Source organism: Pantoea osteomyelitidis (genome assembly GCF_044342975.1).
In the GTDB taxonomy this organism is placed as follows: domain Bacteria; phylum Pseudomonadota; class Gammaproteobacteria; order Enterobacterales; family Enterobacteriaceae; genus Pantoea; species Pantoea osteomyelitidis.
Genome location: NZ_JBGFSN010000003.1, coordinates 317,624 through 333,824 on the forward strand (window position 1 = coordinate 317,624; position 16,201 = coordinate 333,824).

Annotated in this window: 11 protein-coding genes; 3 read left to right on the forward strand and 8 right to left on the reverse strand. The window is 60.7% G+C overall.

Features of this window, described 5'->3' with window-relative positions; all coding sequences use genetic code 11:
- The first annotated feature begins 1 nt into the window (after position 1).
- Entirely contained in the window at positions 2-1,327 is a 1,326-nt protein-coding gene (fucP, locus tag ABU178_RS03795; protein ID WP_397212131.1) for an L-fucose:H+ symporter permease, read from the forward strand.
- Complete coding sequence (locus tag ABU178_RS03800) at positions 1,324-2,337, forward strand: aldose 1-epimerase family protein (protein ID WP_397212133.1); 1,014 nt, start codon at positions 1,324-1,326, stop codon at positions 2,335-2,337. Before fucP ends, ABU178_RS03800 begins: the two co-directional genes overlap by 4 nt.
- A 24-nt stretch (positions 2,338-2,361) precedes the next feature.
- Here ABU178_RS03800 and urtE read toward each other — a convergent pair whose 3' ends face one another.
- From urtE to atzF, 8 genes are all read right to left on the reverse strand, one after another.
- Positions 2,362-3,060: an urea ABC transporter ATP-binding subunit UrtE gene (gene urtE, locus ABU178_RS03805; RefSeq protein ID WP_397212135.1), complete on the reverse strand. Its 699-nt coding sequence runs from the start codon at positions 3,058-3,060 to the stop codon at positions 2,362-2,364.
- Positions 3,061-3,852: an urea ABC transporter ATP-binding protein UrtD gene (urtD, locus tag ABU178_RS03810; RefSeq protein WP_397212137.1), complete on the reverse strand. Its 792-nt coding sequence runs from the start codon at positions 3,850-3,852 to the stop codon at positions 3,061-3,063.
- Entirely contained in the window at positions 3,845-4,921 is a 1,077-nt protein-coding gene (gene urtC / locus ABU178_RS03815; protein WP_397212139.1) for an urea ABC transporter permease subunit UrtC, read from the reverse strand. Before urtC ends, urtD begins: the two co-directional genes overlap by 8 nt.
- Positions 4,921-6,495: an urea ABC transporter permease subunit UrtB gene (urtB, locus tag ABU178_RS03820; RefSeq protein ID WP_397212141.1), complete on the reverse strand. Its 1,575-nt coding sequence runs from the start codon at positions 6,493-6,495 to the stop codon at positions 4,921-4,923. Before urtB ends, urtC begins: the two co-directional genes overlap by 1 nt.
- Positions 6,496-6,565: 70 nt before the next feature.
- The gene (gene urtA, locus ABU178_RS03825; RefSeq protein ID WP_397212143.1) at positions 6,566-7,834 is read right to left on the reverse strand and encodes an urea ABC transporter substrate-binding protein; all 1,269 of its coding nucleotides are present in this window, start codon (positions 7,832-7,834) and stop codon (positions 6,566-6,568) included.
- A 30-nt stretch (positions 7,835-7,864) separates the two neighbouring features.
- Complete coding sequence (locus tag ABU178_RS03830; RefSeq protein WP_397212145.1) at positions 7,865-8,566, reverse strand: GntR family transcriptional regulator; 702 nt, start codon at positions 8,564-8,566, stop codon at positions 7,865-7,867.
- A 2-nt stretch (positions 8,567-8,568) separates the two neighbouring features.
- Positions 8,569-12,189 (reverse strand): urea carboxylase, encoded by a 3,621-nt coding sequence (gene uca, locus ABU178_RS03835; RefSeq protein WP_397212147.1) that lies wholly within the window; start codon positions 12,187-12,189, stop codon positions 8,569-8,571.
- A 2-nt stretch (positions 12,190-12,191) separates the two neighbouring features.
- Positions 12,192-13,988, reverse strand: coding sequence for an allophanate hydrolase (gene atzF, locus ABU178_RS03840; RefSeq protein WP_397212149.1), 1,797 nt, complete (start codon positions 13,986-13,988; stop codon positions 12,192-12,194).
- A gap of 280 nt (positions 13,989-14,268) precedes the next feature.
- On the opposite strand from atzF, the gene sltY reads away from it, so the two are divergent.
- The gene (gene sltY, locus ABU178_RS03845; protein ID WP_397212522.1) at positions 14,269-16,188 is read left to right on the forward strand and encodes a murein transglycosylase; all 1,920 of its coding nucleotides are present in this window, start codon (positions 14,269-14,271) and stop codon (positions 16,186-16,188) included.
- Positions 16,189-16,201 lie beyond the last annotated feature (13 nt).

Below are 16,201 nucleotides of genomic sequence, written 5' to 3' on the forward strand. Positions count from 1 at the left end.
TATGCAACCAAACATTGTCCAGCAGCCTGATGGCTACCTTAATAAAACGCCGCTTTTTCAGTTTATTTTGCTCTCCTGCCTGTTTCCGCTTTGGGGATGTGCCGCCAGCTTAAATGACATTCTGATCACGCAGTTCAAGAGCGTGTTTGCCCTGAGCGATTTTGCCAGCGCGCTGGTACAGAGCGCCTTCTATGGCGGTTACTTTCTTATTGCGATTCCGGCCTCGCTGGTGATCCGTAAGGCGAGTTACAAGCTGGCGATTCTGATGGGGCTGGCGCTTTACATCCTGGGCTGCATATTGTTTTATCCGGCGTCCCATATGGCAACCTACACCATGTTTCTGGCGGCTATTTTTGCCATTGCTGTCGGGCTCAGCTTTCTTGAAACCGCAGCCAATACCTATAGCTCGATGATTGGTCATCGCAAGCATGCCATCCTGCGTCTGAACATCAGCCAGACGTTTTATCCGGTTGGCGCTCTGATGGGCATTATATTAGGCAAATATCTGGTGTTTCAGGATGGCGACAGCCTGGGAAGCCAGATGGCGGGCATGAGCGCAGCGCAGGCGCATGCGTTTCGTCTCACTATGCTGGAGCATACGCTGGAACCCTATAAATACCTGGTAATGGTGTTGGTTGTGGTGATGCTGCTGTTTATGTTTACGCGCTATCCGCGTTGCAAACCGGAAAGCAACGAAAAAGCGCTGCCTTCGCTGGGCGAAACCTTCCGCTACCTGGCGAACAATCGCCACTTCAGACGCGGCATCGTTGCGCAGTTCCTGTATGTCGGGATGCAGGTTGCGGTATGGTCTTTCACCATCCGACTTGCCCTGACGCTGGGCGCGCTTAACGAGCGGCACGCCTCAAACTTTATGATCTACAGCTTTATCTGCTTCTTTATCGGTAAGTTTGTGGCCAATTTCCTGATGACGCGCTTCCGGGCGGAAAAAGTATTGATTGTATACTCGCTGCTGGGCGTGCTAACGCTGGCATGGGTGATGTTCGTGCCCAATTTCTCCGCTGTTTATGCGGCCGTCTTTGTCAGCGTGCTGTTTGGTCCCTGCTGGGCCACTATCTATGCCGGGACGCTGGCGACGGTAGAAAATAAATATACGGAAGTCGCCGGGGCTTTTATCGTGATGTCGATTGTCGGTGCGGCGTTTGTGCCTGCGTTACAGGGCTATGTCTCCGACCACCTGGGCTCGATGCAGCTGGCTTTTGGCGTTTCCCTGCTGTGCTTTGCCTGGGTTGGCTTCTATTTCTGGGGCGAGCTGCGTCATAGAGATCGGGCGACAGCGGCAGGCCATCTGGTGGAGGAGTTGCCATGAAAACCCACTTACCGTTACGTCGCGATCAGTTTCACGACATGCCTGTGACGCTGCTGAAAAGCAACGACTTTGAGGTCACGCTGTTTCGTTATCCGGCAGGCATTGAGGCGGTGCGGCTGCAAAATCGTCGCGGCAGCGTAATTGTGCTGCCCTTTTACGGGCAGATGATTTGGGATGCAGCCTTCGACGGCCATACGCTCAGCATGGGACACAGCTTTAAGCAGCCGCTGCCGGGCAACAATATTATTGATACTTATGGCTGTTTTGCTTTTCACTCGGGTCTGCTGGCCAACGGCTGCCCGGCCGCAGAGGATACGCATCCACTGCATGGCGAAATGCCCTGCGCGCGCATGGACAACGCAGCAATCGTGCTGGAGGCAGATACCCTTTCGCTGGAGGGGGAGGTCGAGTATGTGAAAGGATTCGGTCACCATTATCGTGCAGAACCGGCGGTGCGCCTGCAGGCGGATGCGTCGCGGCTGCATATTGACATGATGGTTACCAACCTGGCGGGTGCGCCGATGCCTCTGCAGTACATGTGCCACCTTAATTATGCCTGGGTAACGCAGGGACGCTTCCGGCAAAGCGTGCCCGATAAAGCCTTTGCTCTGCGCAGCACCGTCCCGGCCCATGTGCGGCCAACCCCTGGCTGGCTCGCTTACACCGAACAGCTGGCGCAGAAACCTGAGGCGTTTCGCGTGCTGGATCAGCCGGAAATGTACGATCCCGAAATTGTCTTTTTCGCTGACGACCTGCCGCAGTATGGCGATGAGGCGCAGTTTGAACTGCATTCGCCGGAGGGATATGCCTTTATGACGCGTTTTTCCACGGCAGCGTTCCCCCATGCCACGCGCTGGATCCTCTATAATCCGGACCAGCAGGTGGCGGCGTTTGTCTTGCCCGCCACCTGTCGACCTGAAGGTTTTCTGGCGGCGCAGCGCGCGGGCACGCTGATTGCGCTGGCACCCGGAGAACAGCGCGCCTTTAGCGTAGAAACAGGCTTGCTGTAAAAACAAGGCAGCCTGCCGGCTGCCTTAAATCGCCACCAGCCCTCGCACGCTATCCGCTTCCATGCTTTCGCCACGCCCGCGCTGCACGATTTCGCCGCGCGCCATGACCAGATAGCTGTCGGCCAGCTCGGCGGCAAAGTCGTAAAACTGCTCCACCAGCAGGATCGCCATATCTCCGCGCTGCGCCAGCTGGCGGATTACCGCGCCGATCTCCTTGATCACCGAGGGCTGGATCCCTTCGGTCGGCTCATCCAGGATCAACAGCTGCGGCCCACAGGCGAGGGCGCGTCCGATGGCGAGCTGCTGCTGCTGGCCGCCAGAGAGATCGCCGCCGCGCCGCGCTTTCATCTCGCGCAAGACCGGAAACAGCTGATAAATCTCTTCCGGCACCTGTTTCGCCCGCGCGCCGGAAAAACGCGCCAGTCCCATCAGCAAATTCTCCTCCACCGTCAGGCGCGGGAAAACTTCCCGTCCCTGCGGTACATAAGCAATACCTGCCTGTACGCGCTGGTGCGGCTTACGACCGTTGATCACCTTATCCTGCCAGCGGATCTCGCCTGATTTGGCCGGAATCAGCCCCATCAGGCACTTCAGCAACGTGGTTTTGCCCACGCCGTTGCGTCCCAGCAAACAAGTGATCTCGCCGGTGTTGGCCTCAAACGACAGGCCGCGCAGGATATGGCTGCCGCCATAATATTGATTCAGTTCCGATACCTGTAACATTCAGCGCCCCAGATAAACATCAATCACCTGTTCGTTGGCCTGCACCTCGCGCAACGAACCCTCAGCCAGAACCTGCCCCTGATGCAGCACCGTAACATGGTCCGCGATGGTTTCCACAAAGCCCATATCGTGCTCCACCACCATCAGCGAATGCTTACCGGCCAGGTTGCGGAACAGTTCGGCGGTGTAGTCGGTTTCCGCGTCAGTCATGCCCGCAGCCGGTTCGTCGAGCAGCAGCAGGTTCGGCTCCTGTACCAGCAGCATGCCGATTTCCAGAAACTGCTTCTGGCCGTGAGAGAGCAGGCCCGCCTTGCGCTGACGCTCGCCGCCGAGACGCAGCAGCTTCAGCACCTCGTCGATACGATCCTGCTGCTCGCCGTTCAGCCGGGCGCGCAGGCTGGCCCATACCGACTTGTCGGCTTTCAGGGCGATCTCCAGATTTTCAAAAACCGTCAGCGCTTCAAACACGGTGGGCTTCTGGAACTTGCGGCCAATGCCCGCACGCGCAATCGCCACCGGCGACAGCGTGGTGAGATCTGTATCCTGGTCGTAAATCACCCGTCCGTTGTCCGGGCGCGTTTTGCCGGTGATCACATCCATCAGCGTGGTTTTTCCTGCGCCGTTAGGGCCGATCACGCAGCGCAGCTCGCCGACGCCGATTTGCAGCGACAGATCGGTCAGGGCGCGAAAGCCGTCGAACGAAACGTTGATCTTCTCCAGCATCAGCACCGGATCGCTCTGCTCGCGATAGCGATCCGCCGGCTGCGGTTGGGTATACAGCGGTTCAGTCATGTCGCCTCCGACGCAGTAAGCCGATAACGCCACGCGGCAGGAACAGCGTGACGAGGATAAACATCAGCCCGAGGAAAAAGAGCCAGTACTCGGGAAAGGCCACGGTAAACCAGCTTTTCGCGCCGTTGACGATCGCCGCGCCGAGCAGCGGGCCAATCAGCGTGCCGCGTCCGCCCAGCGCGACCCAGATGGCCGCTTCGATGGAGTTGGTCGGCGACATTTCGCTCGGGTTGATAATGCCTACCTGCGGCACATAGAGCGCCCCCGCCAGCCCGCACAACACGGCGGAGAGCGTCCAGACAAACAGCTTGAAACCTTTGGGATCGTAACCGCAGAACATCAGGCGGTTTTCCGCGTCGCGCACCGCAGTGAGCACGCGGCCAAACTTGCTGCGCGCCAGGGCAAAACCGATGCCGAGGCTGACGATCAGCAGCAGCACGGTGGCGACAAACAGCCCGATGCGCGTGCCGATGGCGGTGACGTTGAAACCGAGCAGGGTGGTGAATCCGGTAAAGCCGTTGTTGCCGCCAAAGCCGGTTTCGTTACGGAAAAACAGCAGCATTCCGGCATAGGTTAGCGCCTGGGTCATGATCGAAAAGTAGACCCCTTTGATCTTCGAACGGAAGGCGAAGAAGCCAAAGGCCAGCGCCAGCAGGCCGGGCACCAGAATAATCAGGCAGAGCGCCCAGGCGAAATGTTGCGTCCCGGCCCAGAACCACGGCAGCTCGCTCCAGGAGAGAAACGACATAAAGGCGGGCAGCCCGTCGCCCGACGCCTGGCGCATCAGATACATCCCCATCGCGTAGCCGCCGAGGGCAAAGAACAGGCCGTGCCCGAGCGAGAGCAACCCGGCATAGCCCCAGACCAGATCGAGCGCCACCGCCGCCACGGCGTAGCAGAGAATTTTCCCTACCAGCGTCAGTGTGTAAGTGGAGATCGCCAGCGGATGCGTTGCCGGCAGCAGCGCCAGAAAGGGCAGCAGCAGCAGAGCCAGCAGGATCAGCGCGCCGAGGCCGATCGTCAGGCGTGGCGTTTTGCGCGCCACGGTCAGGATTATGGGTTGTGCCATCAGTCGATCACCCTGCCTTTAAAGGCGAACAGCCCCTGCGGACGTTTCTGAATAAACAGCACGATCAGCACGAGGATCAGGATTTTGCCCAGCACCGCGCCGATCTGCGGCTCCAGCACCTTGTTGAGAATGCCGAGACCAAAGGCCGCCACCACCGTGCCCGCCAGCTGGCCGACGCCGCCCAGCACCACCACGAGGAAGGAGTCGATAATGTAGCCCTGGCCCAGCTCCGGCCCGACGTTGCCCAGCTGCGACAGCGCCACGCCGCCCAGCCCGGCGATGCCGGATCCGAGGCCGAACGCCAGCATATCGACGCGACCGGTCGGCACGCCGCAGCAGTCCGCCATGGCGCGGTTTTGCGTCACGGCGCGCACGTTCATGCCGAGGCGCGTTTTGTTCAGCAGCAGCCAGGTGAGCGCCAGCACGCCCACCACAAACAGGATCACCGCAATGCGGTTATAGGGCAGTACCAGATTCGGCATCAGCTGCAATCCGCCGGAGAGCCAGTCGGGGTTCGCCACCTCCAGGTTCTGCGCGCCGAACAGCATGCGCACCAGCTGGATCAGCATCAGGCTGATGCCCCAGGTCGCCAGCAATGTTTCCAGCGGACGGCCATAAAGATGGCGAATAATTGTGCGCTCCAGCAGCATTCCCATCACGGCGGTGATGGTAAACGCCACCGGCAGCGCCAGCAGCGGATACCAGGCGAGCCACTGCGGCGCGAAATGCTGAAACAGGCTCTGCACCAGCCAGGTGGCGTAAGCGCCCAGCATCAGCATCTCGCCGTGCGCCATGTTGATCACCCCGAGCAGGCCGTAGGTAATGGCCAGCCCAAGCGCGGCGAGCAGCAGAATCGATCCCAGCGACAGGCCGGTAAAGGCCTGGCCGAGCAGATCGCCCCACATCAGGCGCTGTTTAATCTGTTTCAGGCTCTCCGCCGCGGCGGCGCGCACCTGCGCATCCGGCTCGCTGCTGGCCTGGCTGAGACGTTGCAGGCTGCCCTGCACGTTGGGATCGCTGGTTTCTCCCAGCAGCTTTACCGCCTTCAGGCGAGTCTGCGGATTGGCATCCGTGAGTTGCAGGTTGGCGGCAGCCAGCGCCAGCGCGTCGTGTACGCTGGCATCGCGCTCGCTGGCGAGCCGTTTCTCAATCAGCGGCAACTGATCGGCAACGCCCTCGTTCTGTAACTGTCTGGCGGCGCGCAGCCGGATCGCGCCATCCTCGCTCACCAGCTGATGGGCAGCGAGCGCGCCGGAGACCAGCACGCGCAGCCGGTTATTCATAAAGAGTTTTTTTGTGTTGCCGGTGGGCTGCGGACTGGCGTCGAGCGGCGTTAGCCTGTTCTCTGCCTTACTGAACGGCTGTTTATTCTGGTCGATGACCACGCTTTCGTTGTGCAGCGCCTCCAGCAGCGGCAGGCGGCTGGCATCGGGCGCGGCGGCCCACTGCTGAAGCAGCACGGCCTGCTGGCTGCGGCTGGCGGCGGCGAAATCGGCGCCTGCGCCCGCCTGCGCCAGTAGCGGCATCAGCAGGCAGAGCGACAGCAGTGAAAAGAGAAGAGGACGTAGATTCATGGCGGTGCCCTTGTTCTTTGACGTTCCTGCCTCAGCTTCCCTCCCACAGAGAGGGAAGCTGATACGGCCATTACTGAGACGATTTCACCGGGTGATCCGGCTTTTTATCGTTGCCAGGGATATAAGGGCTCCAGGGCTGGGCGCGCACCGGTTGTTCGGTTTGCCACACCACGTTGAACTGTCCGTTCTCTTCCACTTCACCGATCATCACCGGCTTATGCAGGTGGTGATTGGTTTTGTCCATTGTCAGGGTAAAGCCGTCCGGCGCCTTGAAGGTTTGACCGGCCATCGCCGCGCGTACCTTGTCAACGTCAGTGGTGCCTGCTTTTTCTACCGCCTGCGCCCACATATGGATGCCGACATAAGTCGCTTCCATCGGGTCGTTGGTCACTACGGTCCCGGCGTTCGGCAGGTTATGCGCTTTGGCATAAGCGCGGTAGTCGGCGACAAATTTGGTGTTAGTGGCGTTATCCACCGATTCGAAGTAGTTCCAGGCGGCCAGCTGGCCTACCAGCGGCTTGGTGTCGATGCCGCGCAGCTCCTCTTCGCCCACCGAGAAGGCGATCACCGGAATATCGGTGGCTTTAATGCCCTGGTTCGCCAGCTCTTTATAGAAAGGCACGTTCGAATCGCCGTTGATGGTGGAGATCACCGCCGTTTTGCCGCCGCTGGAAAATTTTTTGATATTCGACACGATGGTCTGGTAATCGCTGTAGCCAAACGGCGTATAAACCTCTTCGATATCTTTATCCTGTACCCCTTTGGAATGCAGGAAAGCGCGCAGGATTTTGTTGGTGGTGCGCGGGTAGACATAGTCGGTGCCCAGCAGGAAGAAGCGTTTGGCGCTGCCGCCATCCTCGCTCATCAGATACTCCACCGCCGGAATCGCCTGCTGGTTAGGCGCTGCGCCGGTGTAAAACACGTTCGGCGACATCTCTTCGCCTTCATACTGCACCGGATAGAACAGCAGTCCGTTCAGCTCTTCAAACACCGGCAATACCGATTTACGCGACACCGAGGTCCAGCAGCCAAACACCACCGCCACTTTATCTTGCGTCAGCAGCTGGCGCGCTTTTTCCGCAAACAGCGGCCAGTTCGAGGCGGGATCCACCACCACCGGCTCCAGCTTTTTGCCCAGCACGCCTCCTTTGGCGTTGATCTCGTCGATGGTCATCAGCGCCACATCTTTCAGCGGCGTTTCAGAGATCGCCATGGTGCCGGAGAGGGAGTGCATGATCCCTACTTTAATGGTGTCGGCAGCCTGCGCGCCCCAGGAAAGTCCCATGCTGACGACAGTGGCGGAGAGAGCGAAAGCCTTAAGCAACGAACGTCTTTTCATTGTTAAAAACCCCTGAAGTGATTATTTATATTATTCAATAGGTTGGAGTCTGGCCTGCTGTAACATGTGTAACGTGATTTTCCTGACCTCTGCCCGACTGATGGCGATATGATCGGTCAGAATGCGCTGTGCCTCCTCTGTCCGTTGCTGGAAAACCGCCCGTAAAATCTGAGCATGTTCGTGATAAGTGGCATCCACGCGATCCTCGCGGGTAAAGTCGAGACGGCGGATGATGCGGATTTTTTCCGTGAGCTCGGCGTGAATGCGCGCCATTTCGCGGTTGCCCGCTGCGGCTACCAGCGCCATATGGAAAGCTTCATCGTGCAGCGAGACGGTTTTTCCGTCATCGGGGCGCGCGTCGTCGATCCAGAATTGTTTCACTTCAGCCAGCAGCGCGGCGCACTCCTCGCCCGGCAGGGCGCACAGGCGACGAATCGCCTCGCGCTCCAGTACGATGCGCAGGTCGTACAGCTCTTCGAAATATTCGAAGTCGAACGGCTTGACCTGCCAGCCGCTGCGAAAGTACACCTCGACATAGCCCTCCCGTTCGAGCCAGAAGAGCGCCTGGCGTACCGGCGTGCGGCTGACCTCCATCCGCTCGGCGATTTCGCTTTCGCTGAAGCGATCGCCGGGCATCAGGCGAAAATCGAAGATGTCGTTTTTCAGCGCCTGGTAAACGCGTTCTGCCAGCGCTTCCGGGCGTGCTTTGCTGCGCTGCGGGCCTGTTTGCATAATCAGGCTTCCAGCCAGAGCAGGGCGTCGCCGGGACTGACCGGACGGCCAGCCTGGCAGGCGATACGTTTAACCCGGCCCGCCTGCGGCGCATTGATTGCCAGTTCCATCTTCATCGCCTCGACGATAATCAGCGGCTGGCCCGCCTCCACGCTGTCGCCCGGCTGCACCAGCACCTTCCAGATATTGCCGTTCATGTCAGCCTGTACCGCCAGCGCGCCTTCTTCTTCGGCGGGTTGCGGCGGCGCTTCTTCCGGAAGTGACGGCGCGTTCTGCTCCTCCTGCGCCCAGAGCGCCACTTCCTGTTCAAACGCCGTGGCCTGGCGCTGACGGAAGTCAGCGATATCGTCGGCATGTTCAGACAGGAAGCGCTGATGCGCGGCGAAATCGAACAGCGTCTCTTCGATACGGATCGTGGCGCGGCCTTCGCGGAAATCGTCGCGCAGCTGCGTCAGCTCCGCTTCGCTCACCGGATAGAAACGCACCTGGTCGAAAAAGCGCAGCAGCCAGGGTTCGTCAGGGGCGAACTGATCGTTTTTCAGGAATTTGTTCCAGATCGGCAGGGTGCGTCCCACCAGCTGATAGCCGCCGGGGGAATCCATGCCGTAGATGCACATATACATGCCGCCGATGCCCACGGTGCCTTCGGCGGTAAAGGTGCGCGCCGGGCTGTATTTGGAGCTGAGCAGGCGATGGCGCGGATCCACCGGCACCGCGCAGGGCGCGCCAAGATAAACATCGCCCAGGCCGAGGATCAAATAGCTGGCGTCGAAAATCGTGTCGCGTACCGCCTCACGGCTCGGCAGGCCGTTGATGCGCTGTAAAAAGTCCACGTTGTTCGGCAGCCAGGGCGCGGTGGGGCGCACCGTCTCTTTGTAGCGCTCCACGGCGCCGAGCGTGGCGCTATCCTCAAAGGCCATTGGCATCCAGACAATACGCGACGGCACTTTGATCGCGCTGACGTCGCCCAGGGTTTTCTCCAGCTCCAGCAGCAGCCGCATCAGCTGCGACTGACTGAGCAGACGGCTGTCGTAACGCACCTGCAGAGAGCGCACGCCGGGCGATAGCTCTTCAATGCCGGGCACCGCCTGCTCACGCAGCGCGTTCATCAGCAGATGCACGCGCAGACGCAGCGCCAGATCCATCACGTTGTCGCCATACTCGATCAGGATATATTTGTCCCCCGCCTGGCGATAAACCGCCGTCGGGGTGCGGTCGGTGGCGCTGAGCGCAGCCAGCACGGTAGCGGAACCCTGTTCTGTGGCGGCCAGCGACGGCACCGCAAAGGCGGGCGCATGCGCCGGACGCAGCGTCTCCACGCAGTGCGCCTGGGCTTTTTCCAGCGCCAGCGCTTCGTCGAAGCTGATGGGATGGAACCAGATGCGGTCGCCCGGTTTCACCTGGCCCACTTTCCACAGCTCCGCTTTGGCGATGGTTACCGGACAGACAAAGCCGCCGAGGCTCGGGCCGTCATGGGTCAGGATCACCGGAAAGTCGCCGGTAAAGTTCACCGCGCCGATGGCATATTCACAGTCATGCACGTTTGACGGATGTAAACCCGCCTCGCCGCCGTTGGCGCGCGTCCAGCTCGGTTTCGGCCCGACGAGGCGCACGCCAAGACGGTTAGAGTTGTAGTGAACCTGCCAGGGGCTGGAGAAGAATTCGTCGATGGCGGCCTGGGTGAAGAAATCAGGCGCGCCGTGCGGGCCGTAAAGCACGCCGATGCGCCACTCTTCGCCGTAGAGAGGTATCAGTGACGGATCCAGCGCCTGCGGCGCGCTGACCGGGGCGGGGGTGGTGCAGGCGGCAAGTTCGGGCTGCGAGATCGGCAGCATATCCGCCACGCGCAGGGTGCGACCGGCATGACCACCGAACTGGCCCAGCGAGAAGGTGGAGCGGCTGCCGAGATATTCCGGCACGTCAAAGCCGTTGCGCACTGCCAGACAGGTGCGGCAGCCGGACCGGGCGCGGCCCAGCGTCAGCGTCTGGCCCGCTTTTACCGTGATCGGCTGCCAGTACGCCACCGGCTCGCCATCGAGATCCGCCGGGCAGTCTGCGCCGGTCAGGGCGATGAGCGCGTCGCTGTGAAAACGCAGCGTTGGCCCCTGCAAGGTAAATTCCAGCCCGGCGGCTTCATCGGCGTTGCCCACGATGCGGTTGGCGAGGCGGAAAGCAAAATCGTCCATCGGGCCGGAGGGCGGCACGCCGATATCCCAGTAGCCGAGGCGGCCCGGATAGTCCTGAACAGTGCTGAAGGTGCCCGGTTGCAGCACCTCGATCACGCTGGCGCGCGGCGTAAAGCTGTCGAGATAGCGCGTCCAGACGGTGCCGCTGCGGAACGCCTCGGTGGCGACAACCTGGCGCAGATAGTCGAGGTTGGTGGCGATACCGTGCAGCTGCGTGGCATCCAGCGCCGTTTGCAGCTTCGCCAGCGCCGCTTCGCGGTTGTCGGCATGCACAATCAGCTTGGCGACCATGGGATCGTAGAAAGCAGAAACCTCGGTGCCGGTATCGATCCCGCTGTCGATGCGCACACCGTCAGGAAAGCTGACAGCTGTGAGCACGCCGGGGCTGGGCTGGAAATTCTTCAGCGGATCTTCGGCGTAGATACGCACCTCAATCGAGGCGCCCTGCGGCGGCTGTTGCAGGCGATCCCAGTCAATGGCGTCACCGGCGGCGACCTTGAGCATACATTCCACCAGATCGAGACCGGTTACGCATTCGGTAACCGGATGCTCCACCTGCAGGCGGGTATTCACTTCGAGGAAATAGAAGGCATCCTGCTCCGCGTCGTAAATGTACTCCACGGTACCCGCGCTGCGGTAGCTGACCAGCTCGCCGAGGCGCACGGCGGAAGCCAGCAGCGCCTCGCGCGTCGCCTGCGGCAGATTCGGCGCGGGAGTCTCTTCTACCACTTTCTGATTGCGACGTTGCAGCGAGCAGTCGCGCTCGCCCAGGGCGATCACCTTGCCTTTGCCGTCGCCAAAAATCTGCACTTCAACGTGGCGCGCCCGGTCGATGCAGCGCTCAAGGAACACGCCGGCGTCGCTGAAGAACTGCTCGCCCAGACGGCGCACGCTCTCCCAGGCGTTGCGCAGCGCGTCGGCATCGGCGCAGCGCGTCAGGCCGATGCCGCCGCCGCCCGCGGTGCTTTTCAGCATCACCGGATAGCCGATGGTTTCTGCGGCGGCCAGCGCCTCATCCAGCGAACTGAGCAGCGGCGTACCCGGCGTCATTGGCACGCCTGCGCTGGCAGCCAGTTCGCGCGCGCGGTGCTTGAGGCCAAATTCGCCAATCTGCTGCGCGGCAGGGCCGACAAAAGCGATTCCCGCTTTTTCACAGGCGTCGGCGAACGGCAGGCTTTCGCTGAGAAAACCGTAGCCGGGCCAGATCGCCTCTGCCGCACTCTGCCGGGCAGCAGCGAGAATTTTATCGATGCGCAGATAGCTGTCGCTGGCTTTCTCGCCGCCCAGCGCAATGGCGATATCCGCCTCTTTCACGTGGCGGGCGTTTTTATCCGCGTCGGAGTAGACCGCGACGCTTTTAATGCCGAGCTGCTTCAGGGTGCGAATGGCGCGGCAGGCGATCTCACCGCGGTTGGCAATCAGAACAGTGCTGAACATGGTTATTTACTCCCCAGTGAGGCGAGCCAGTTACGCCAGCCGCCAAATTCAGTGATTTCCAGCGCGTCGCTCAGCGCCGAAGCTTCACAGATAAAGCCTTTTACCGTGCGGCCATCGGCCAGTGTCAGGCTGCCGATGCCGAGCGGCGGTGGGATCTCCGCCACAAACTCGCCGAAGCGCGCCAGCGGGATATCCCACAGCTCCACGGTGATGGCGGCGCCGCTCCCGACCCGCATCAGGCCAGGCTTTTTGATCGGACCGTCCAGCAGGGCGTAGAGGCGATAGCTGCTGGCGGTTTGCGTCTCTTCCACCAGCACCGCGCTGCGCGTGGTGAGCTGAAAGTTGAGCGGCATGCCGGTGAGGTGAGCGCCCACCACGGCGACGCGCACATGCTGTTCTGATACAGGCAGCGGCGCATGGTGCGTCGGTTGCGGCTTGCCGGTGGCACCGAGGGGCAGCGCCATCTGCTGCTGCCAGCGCAGGCCAAAACCGGCCAGCGCCCGATCGTGCCAGGCTGTCGCAATCAGCGTGATGCCCGCAGGCAGTCCGTCTTCGCGGAAAGGCGCGGGCAGCGCCAGCGCCGAGAGGTCGGCAAGGTTGGTGAAGTTGGTATAGGTGCCGAACTGCGAGTTGTAGTGCACCGGTTCCTGCTTCATCTCTTCCAGCGTATGGATGGTGGGGGAGGTCGGCACGACCAACGCATCAAACTGCGCCAGCGTCTGCTGGATCTGGCGGCTCAGTTCGGCGCGCAAATACTCCGCCTTATAGGCGTCGACGGCGCTGTATTTCAGGCCGTTGGCCACGATGCCGTACACCACCGGATCCATCTCTTCAGGACGATCCAGCATTTCGCCTACCGCAACGGTGCGTTCCGCCACCCAGGGGCCGTAATAGAGCTGATCCGCCAGCTGATGGAACAGGGAAAAATCGATCGGGTGCAGCGTGGCGCCGCTGGCCTGCAACGCCTCCAGCGCCTGTTCCCAGGCCGCTTCCGCCAGCTTGTCATCAAAAAACTGCGGATTGGCCGGAATGGCGAAGTCGGGATGCGCCTTCAGGCTGGCGGGCGCGGTCATCGGGTTGACGCGCGAGTAGGCGTCGCCCGCATCGTATCCGCCTGCGGCGCGCGCCACGAAAAAGGCATCTTCCACCGTCAGGGCGAAGATCGAAATAGTGTCATTCAGACGGCAGGCGGGCACCACGCCGCTGGCGGAGAGCCAGCCTTTGGTCGGCTTCAGGCCCACGATATTGTTAAATCCCGCCGGGACGCGACCGGAGCCAGCCGTATCGGTGCCGAGCGAAAAGGCAACCAGTCCGCGCGCCAATACCGACGCCGAGCCGGAGCTGGAGCCGCCGCTGACATAGTCGGGATTAAAGGTGTTGGCTACGGCGCCCCAGGGAGAACGCGTGCCGACGAGGCCGGTGGCGTACTGGTCGAGATTGGTCTTGCCGATAACGATGGCGCCCGCGGCTTTGAGCCGGGCGACGGCAAAGGCATCCTGCTCTGCGGTAAAGGTCAGCGCCGGGCAAGCCGCCGTAGTGGGCCAGCCCGCCACGTCGATATTATCTTTCACCGCAAAAGGCACGCCAAACAGCGGCAGCGCGGCCGGATTACGCTGATAGCTGGCCAGCAGGGGTTCGATCTGCGCATGCAGCTGCGCAGGCGTCGCCAGATAGATCCAGGCATTATCGCTGCTTTCCAGCGCGGCGAGATGCGCCTCCAATAAAGCATAAATCTGTTGCGGATCCTGCTGATAGCGCTGCTGCCAATTCTGTAGCGTAAAGCCGAATGTCGAAGCCATGTCATGAATTCCAACTGGTATACAAGATGGAATTCAACACAGCAAAGCCTGTGCCATATTTATAAGTTTTTGATTAAATAGGTGATATTGTAAGGTGATAAGTTTTTCTGATGATAAAATGCACAGCGACGGCGCAGCCAATGATCATCCGCGGTGCGTTGTTAAGAAAAATCCGCCGCTTTGGTAAATTTTGTGAAGAACGTGGCAAGAGCGGGATCGCCTGGTTAGCATGAAGAAAGCCTGGCACAAAGCCGGACAGAGTCATAACGAGGAGAGCGTAGTGGAGAAGTGGCGTAACTGGATAATGGGAATCTGTCTGGTAAGTGTCGCAGGCAGCGCATGGGCTGACTCTCTGGAGCAGCAGCGGCAGCGTTATCAGCAAATCAAACAGGCATGGGACAGTAATCAAATGGAAACCGTGGCGCAGCTGATGCCGACGCTGCGCGACTACCCGCTCTATCCTTATCTGCAATACCGTATGCTGGCGCAGGATCTCGATCAGGAGACCAGCCTGGCGGTGAAGAACTTCATTCAGCAATACCCCACCTTGCCGCCCGCCCGCACCCTTTCGTCACGCTTTATTAACGTGCTCGCCTGGCGTCAGGACTGGCAGGGGTTGCTTAACTTCAGCCCCGAGGAGCCGAAGCCGGTGCAGGCGCGCTGCAATTGGTATTACGCCAAATGGGCGACCGGCCAGCAGCAGGTAGCCTTTGACGGGGCGAAAGCGATCTGGCTGCGCGGCACCTCGCTGTCGAACGACTGCGACAAACTCTTCTCGGTGTGGCAGTCCACGGGCGAACTATCACCTATCACCATTCTTGAGCGCATTCGTCTGGCAATGAAGGCAGGCAATGACAGCCTGGTTAACTATCTGGCGAAAATGCTGCCGTCCGATTATCAGACCATGGCGAGCGCCGTGTTGACATTGCAGAGCGATCCGCTGTCGATTGAGAGCTTTGCCCGCAGCGTCGGGCCGACAGATTTTACCCGTCAGGCCACTACCTACGCCTTTGCCCGCGTGGCGCGTCAGGATGTGGAGAATGCGCGCGCCATGATCCCAACGCTGGTGCGGCTGCAGCAAATGGGGCCAGCGGATGAGCAGGCGCTGAAAGAAGCGGTCGCCTGGCGGCTGATGGGCAACGACGTCACCTCTGAGCAGGCGCGCTGGCGCGACGGCGTGGTGATGGACAGCGAATCCTCCGCGCTGATTGAGCGGCGCGTGCGTCTGGCGCTCGGCAATAACAATCGTCGCGGCCTGAACACCTGGATTGCTCGTCTGTCGCCAGAGACCAAAGAGAAAGATGAATGGCAATACTGGCAGGCCGACCTGCTGCTGGAGCAGGGACGCAAAGAGGAGGGCGAGGAGATTCTGCGCAAGCTGATGCAGTCGCGCGGCTTTTATCCCATGGTGGCGGCCCAGCGGCTGGGCGAAACCTATCCGCTGCAGGTGGATGAAGCGCCAAAGCCCGATGCGTCGCTGGTGCAGGGGCCGGAGCTGGCGCGCGTGCGCGAGCTGATGTTTTGGGGGCTGGATAACCTGGCGCGCAGCGAGTGGGCCAATCTGATCGCCAGCAAAACGCGCTCGCAGCAGCAGATGCTGGCACGTTACGCCAACGAGCAGGACTGGTGGGATCTGAGCGTGCAGGCAACCATCACTGCGAAGATGTGGGACAGCCTGAAAGAGCGCTTCCCGCTCGCCTGGCAAAACTATTTCCAGCGCTTTACCAACGATAAGGGCATTCCGCAGAGCTATGCCATGGCGATTTCACGCCAGGAGAGCGCCTGGAATCCGAAAGCGCGCTCGCCGGTCGGTGCCAGCGGCCTGATGCAGATCATGCCCGCGACCGCCAGCCATACTGTGAAGATGTATAACATCCCAGGCTACGTGAACAGCAGCCAGCTGCTGGATCCGCAAACCAATATTCAGATCGGGACGCAGTATCTGGAATATGTTTATCAGCAGTTTGGTCAGAATCGCATTTTTGCCTCGGCGGCCTATAACGCCGGCCCGTCGCGCGTGCGCACCTGGCTGGGCAACAGCGGCGGACGGCTGGATGCGGTGGCCTTTATCGAAACCATCCCCTTCTCAGAAACCCGCGGCTACGTGAAAAACGTGCTGGCCTATGATGCTTACTATCGTCATTTCATGGGCAAGCCCGACAAGATCCTCGCCGAGGGCGAGTGGAATCGCCGTTACTGACTGTGCTATGCTT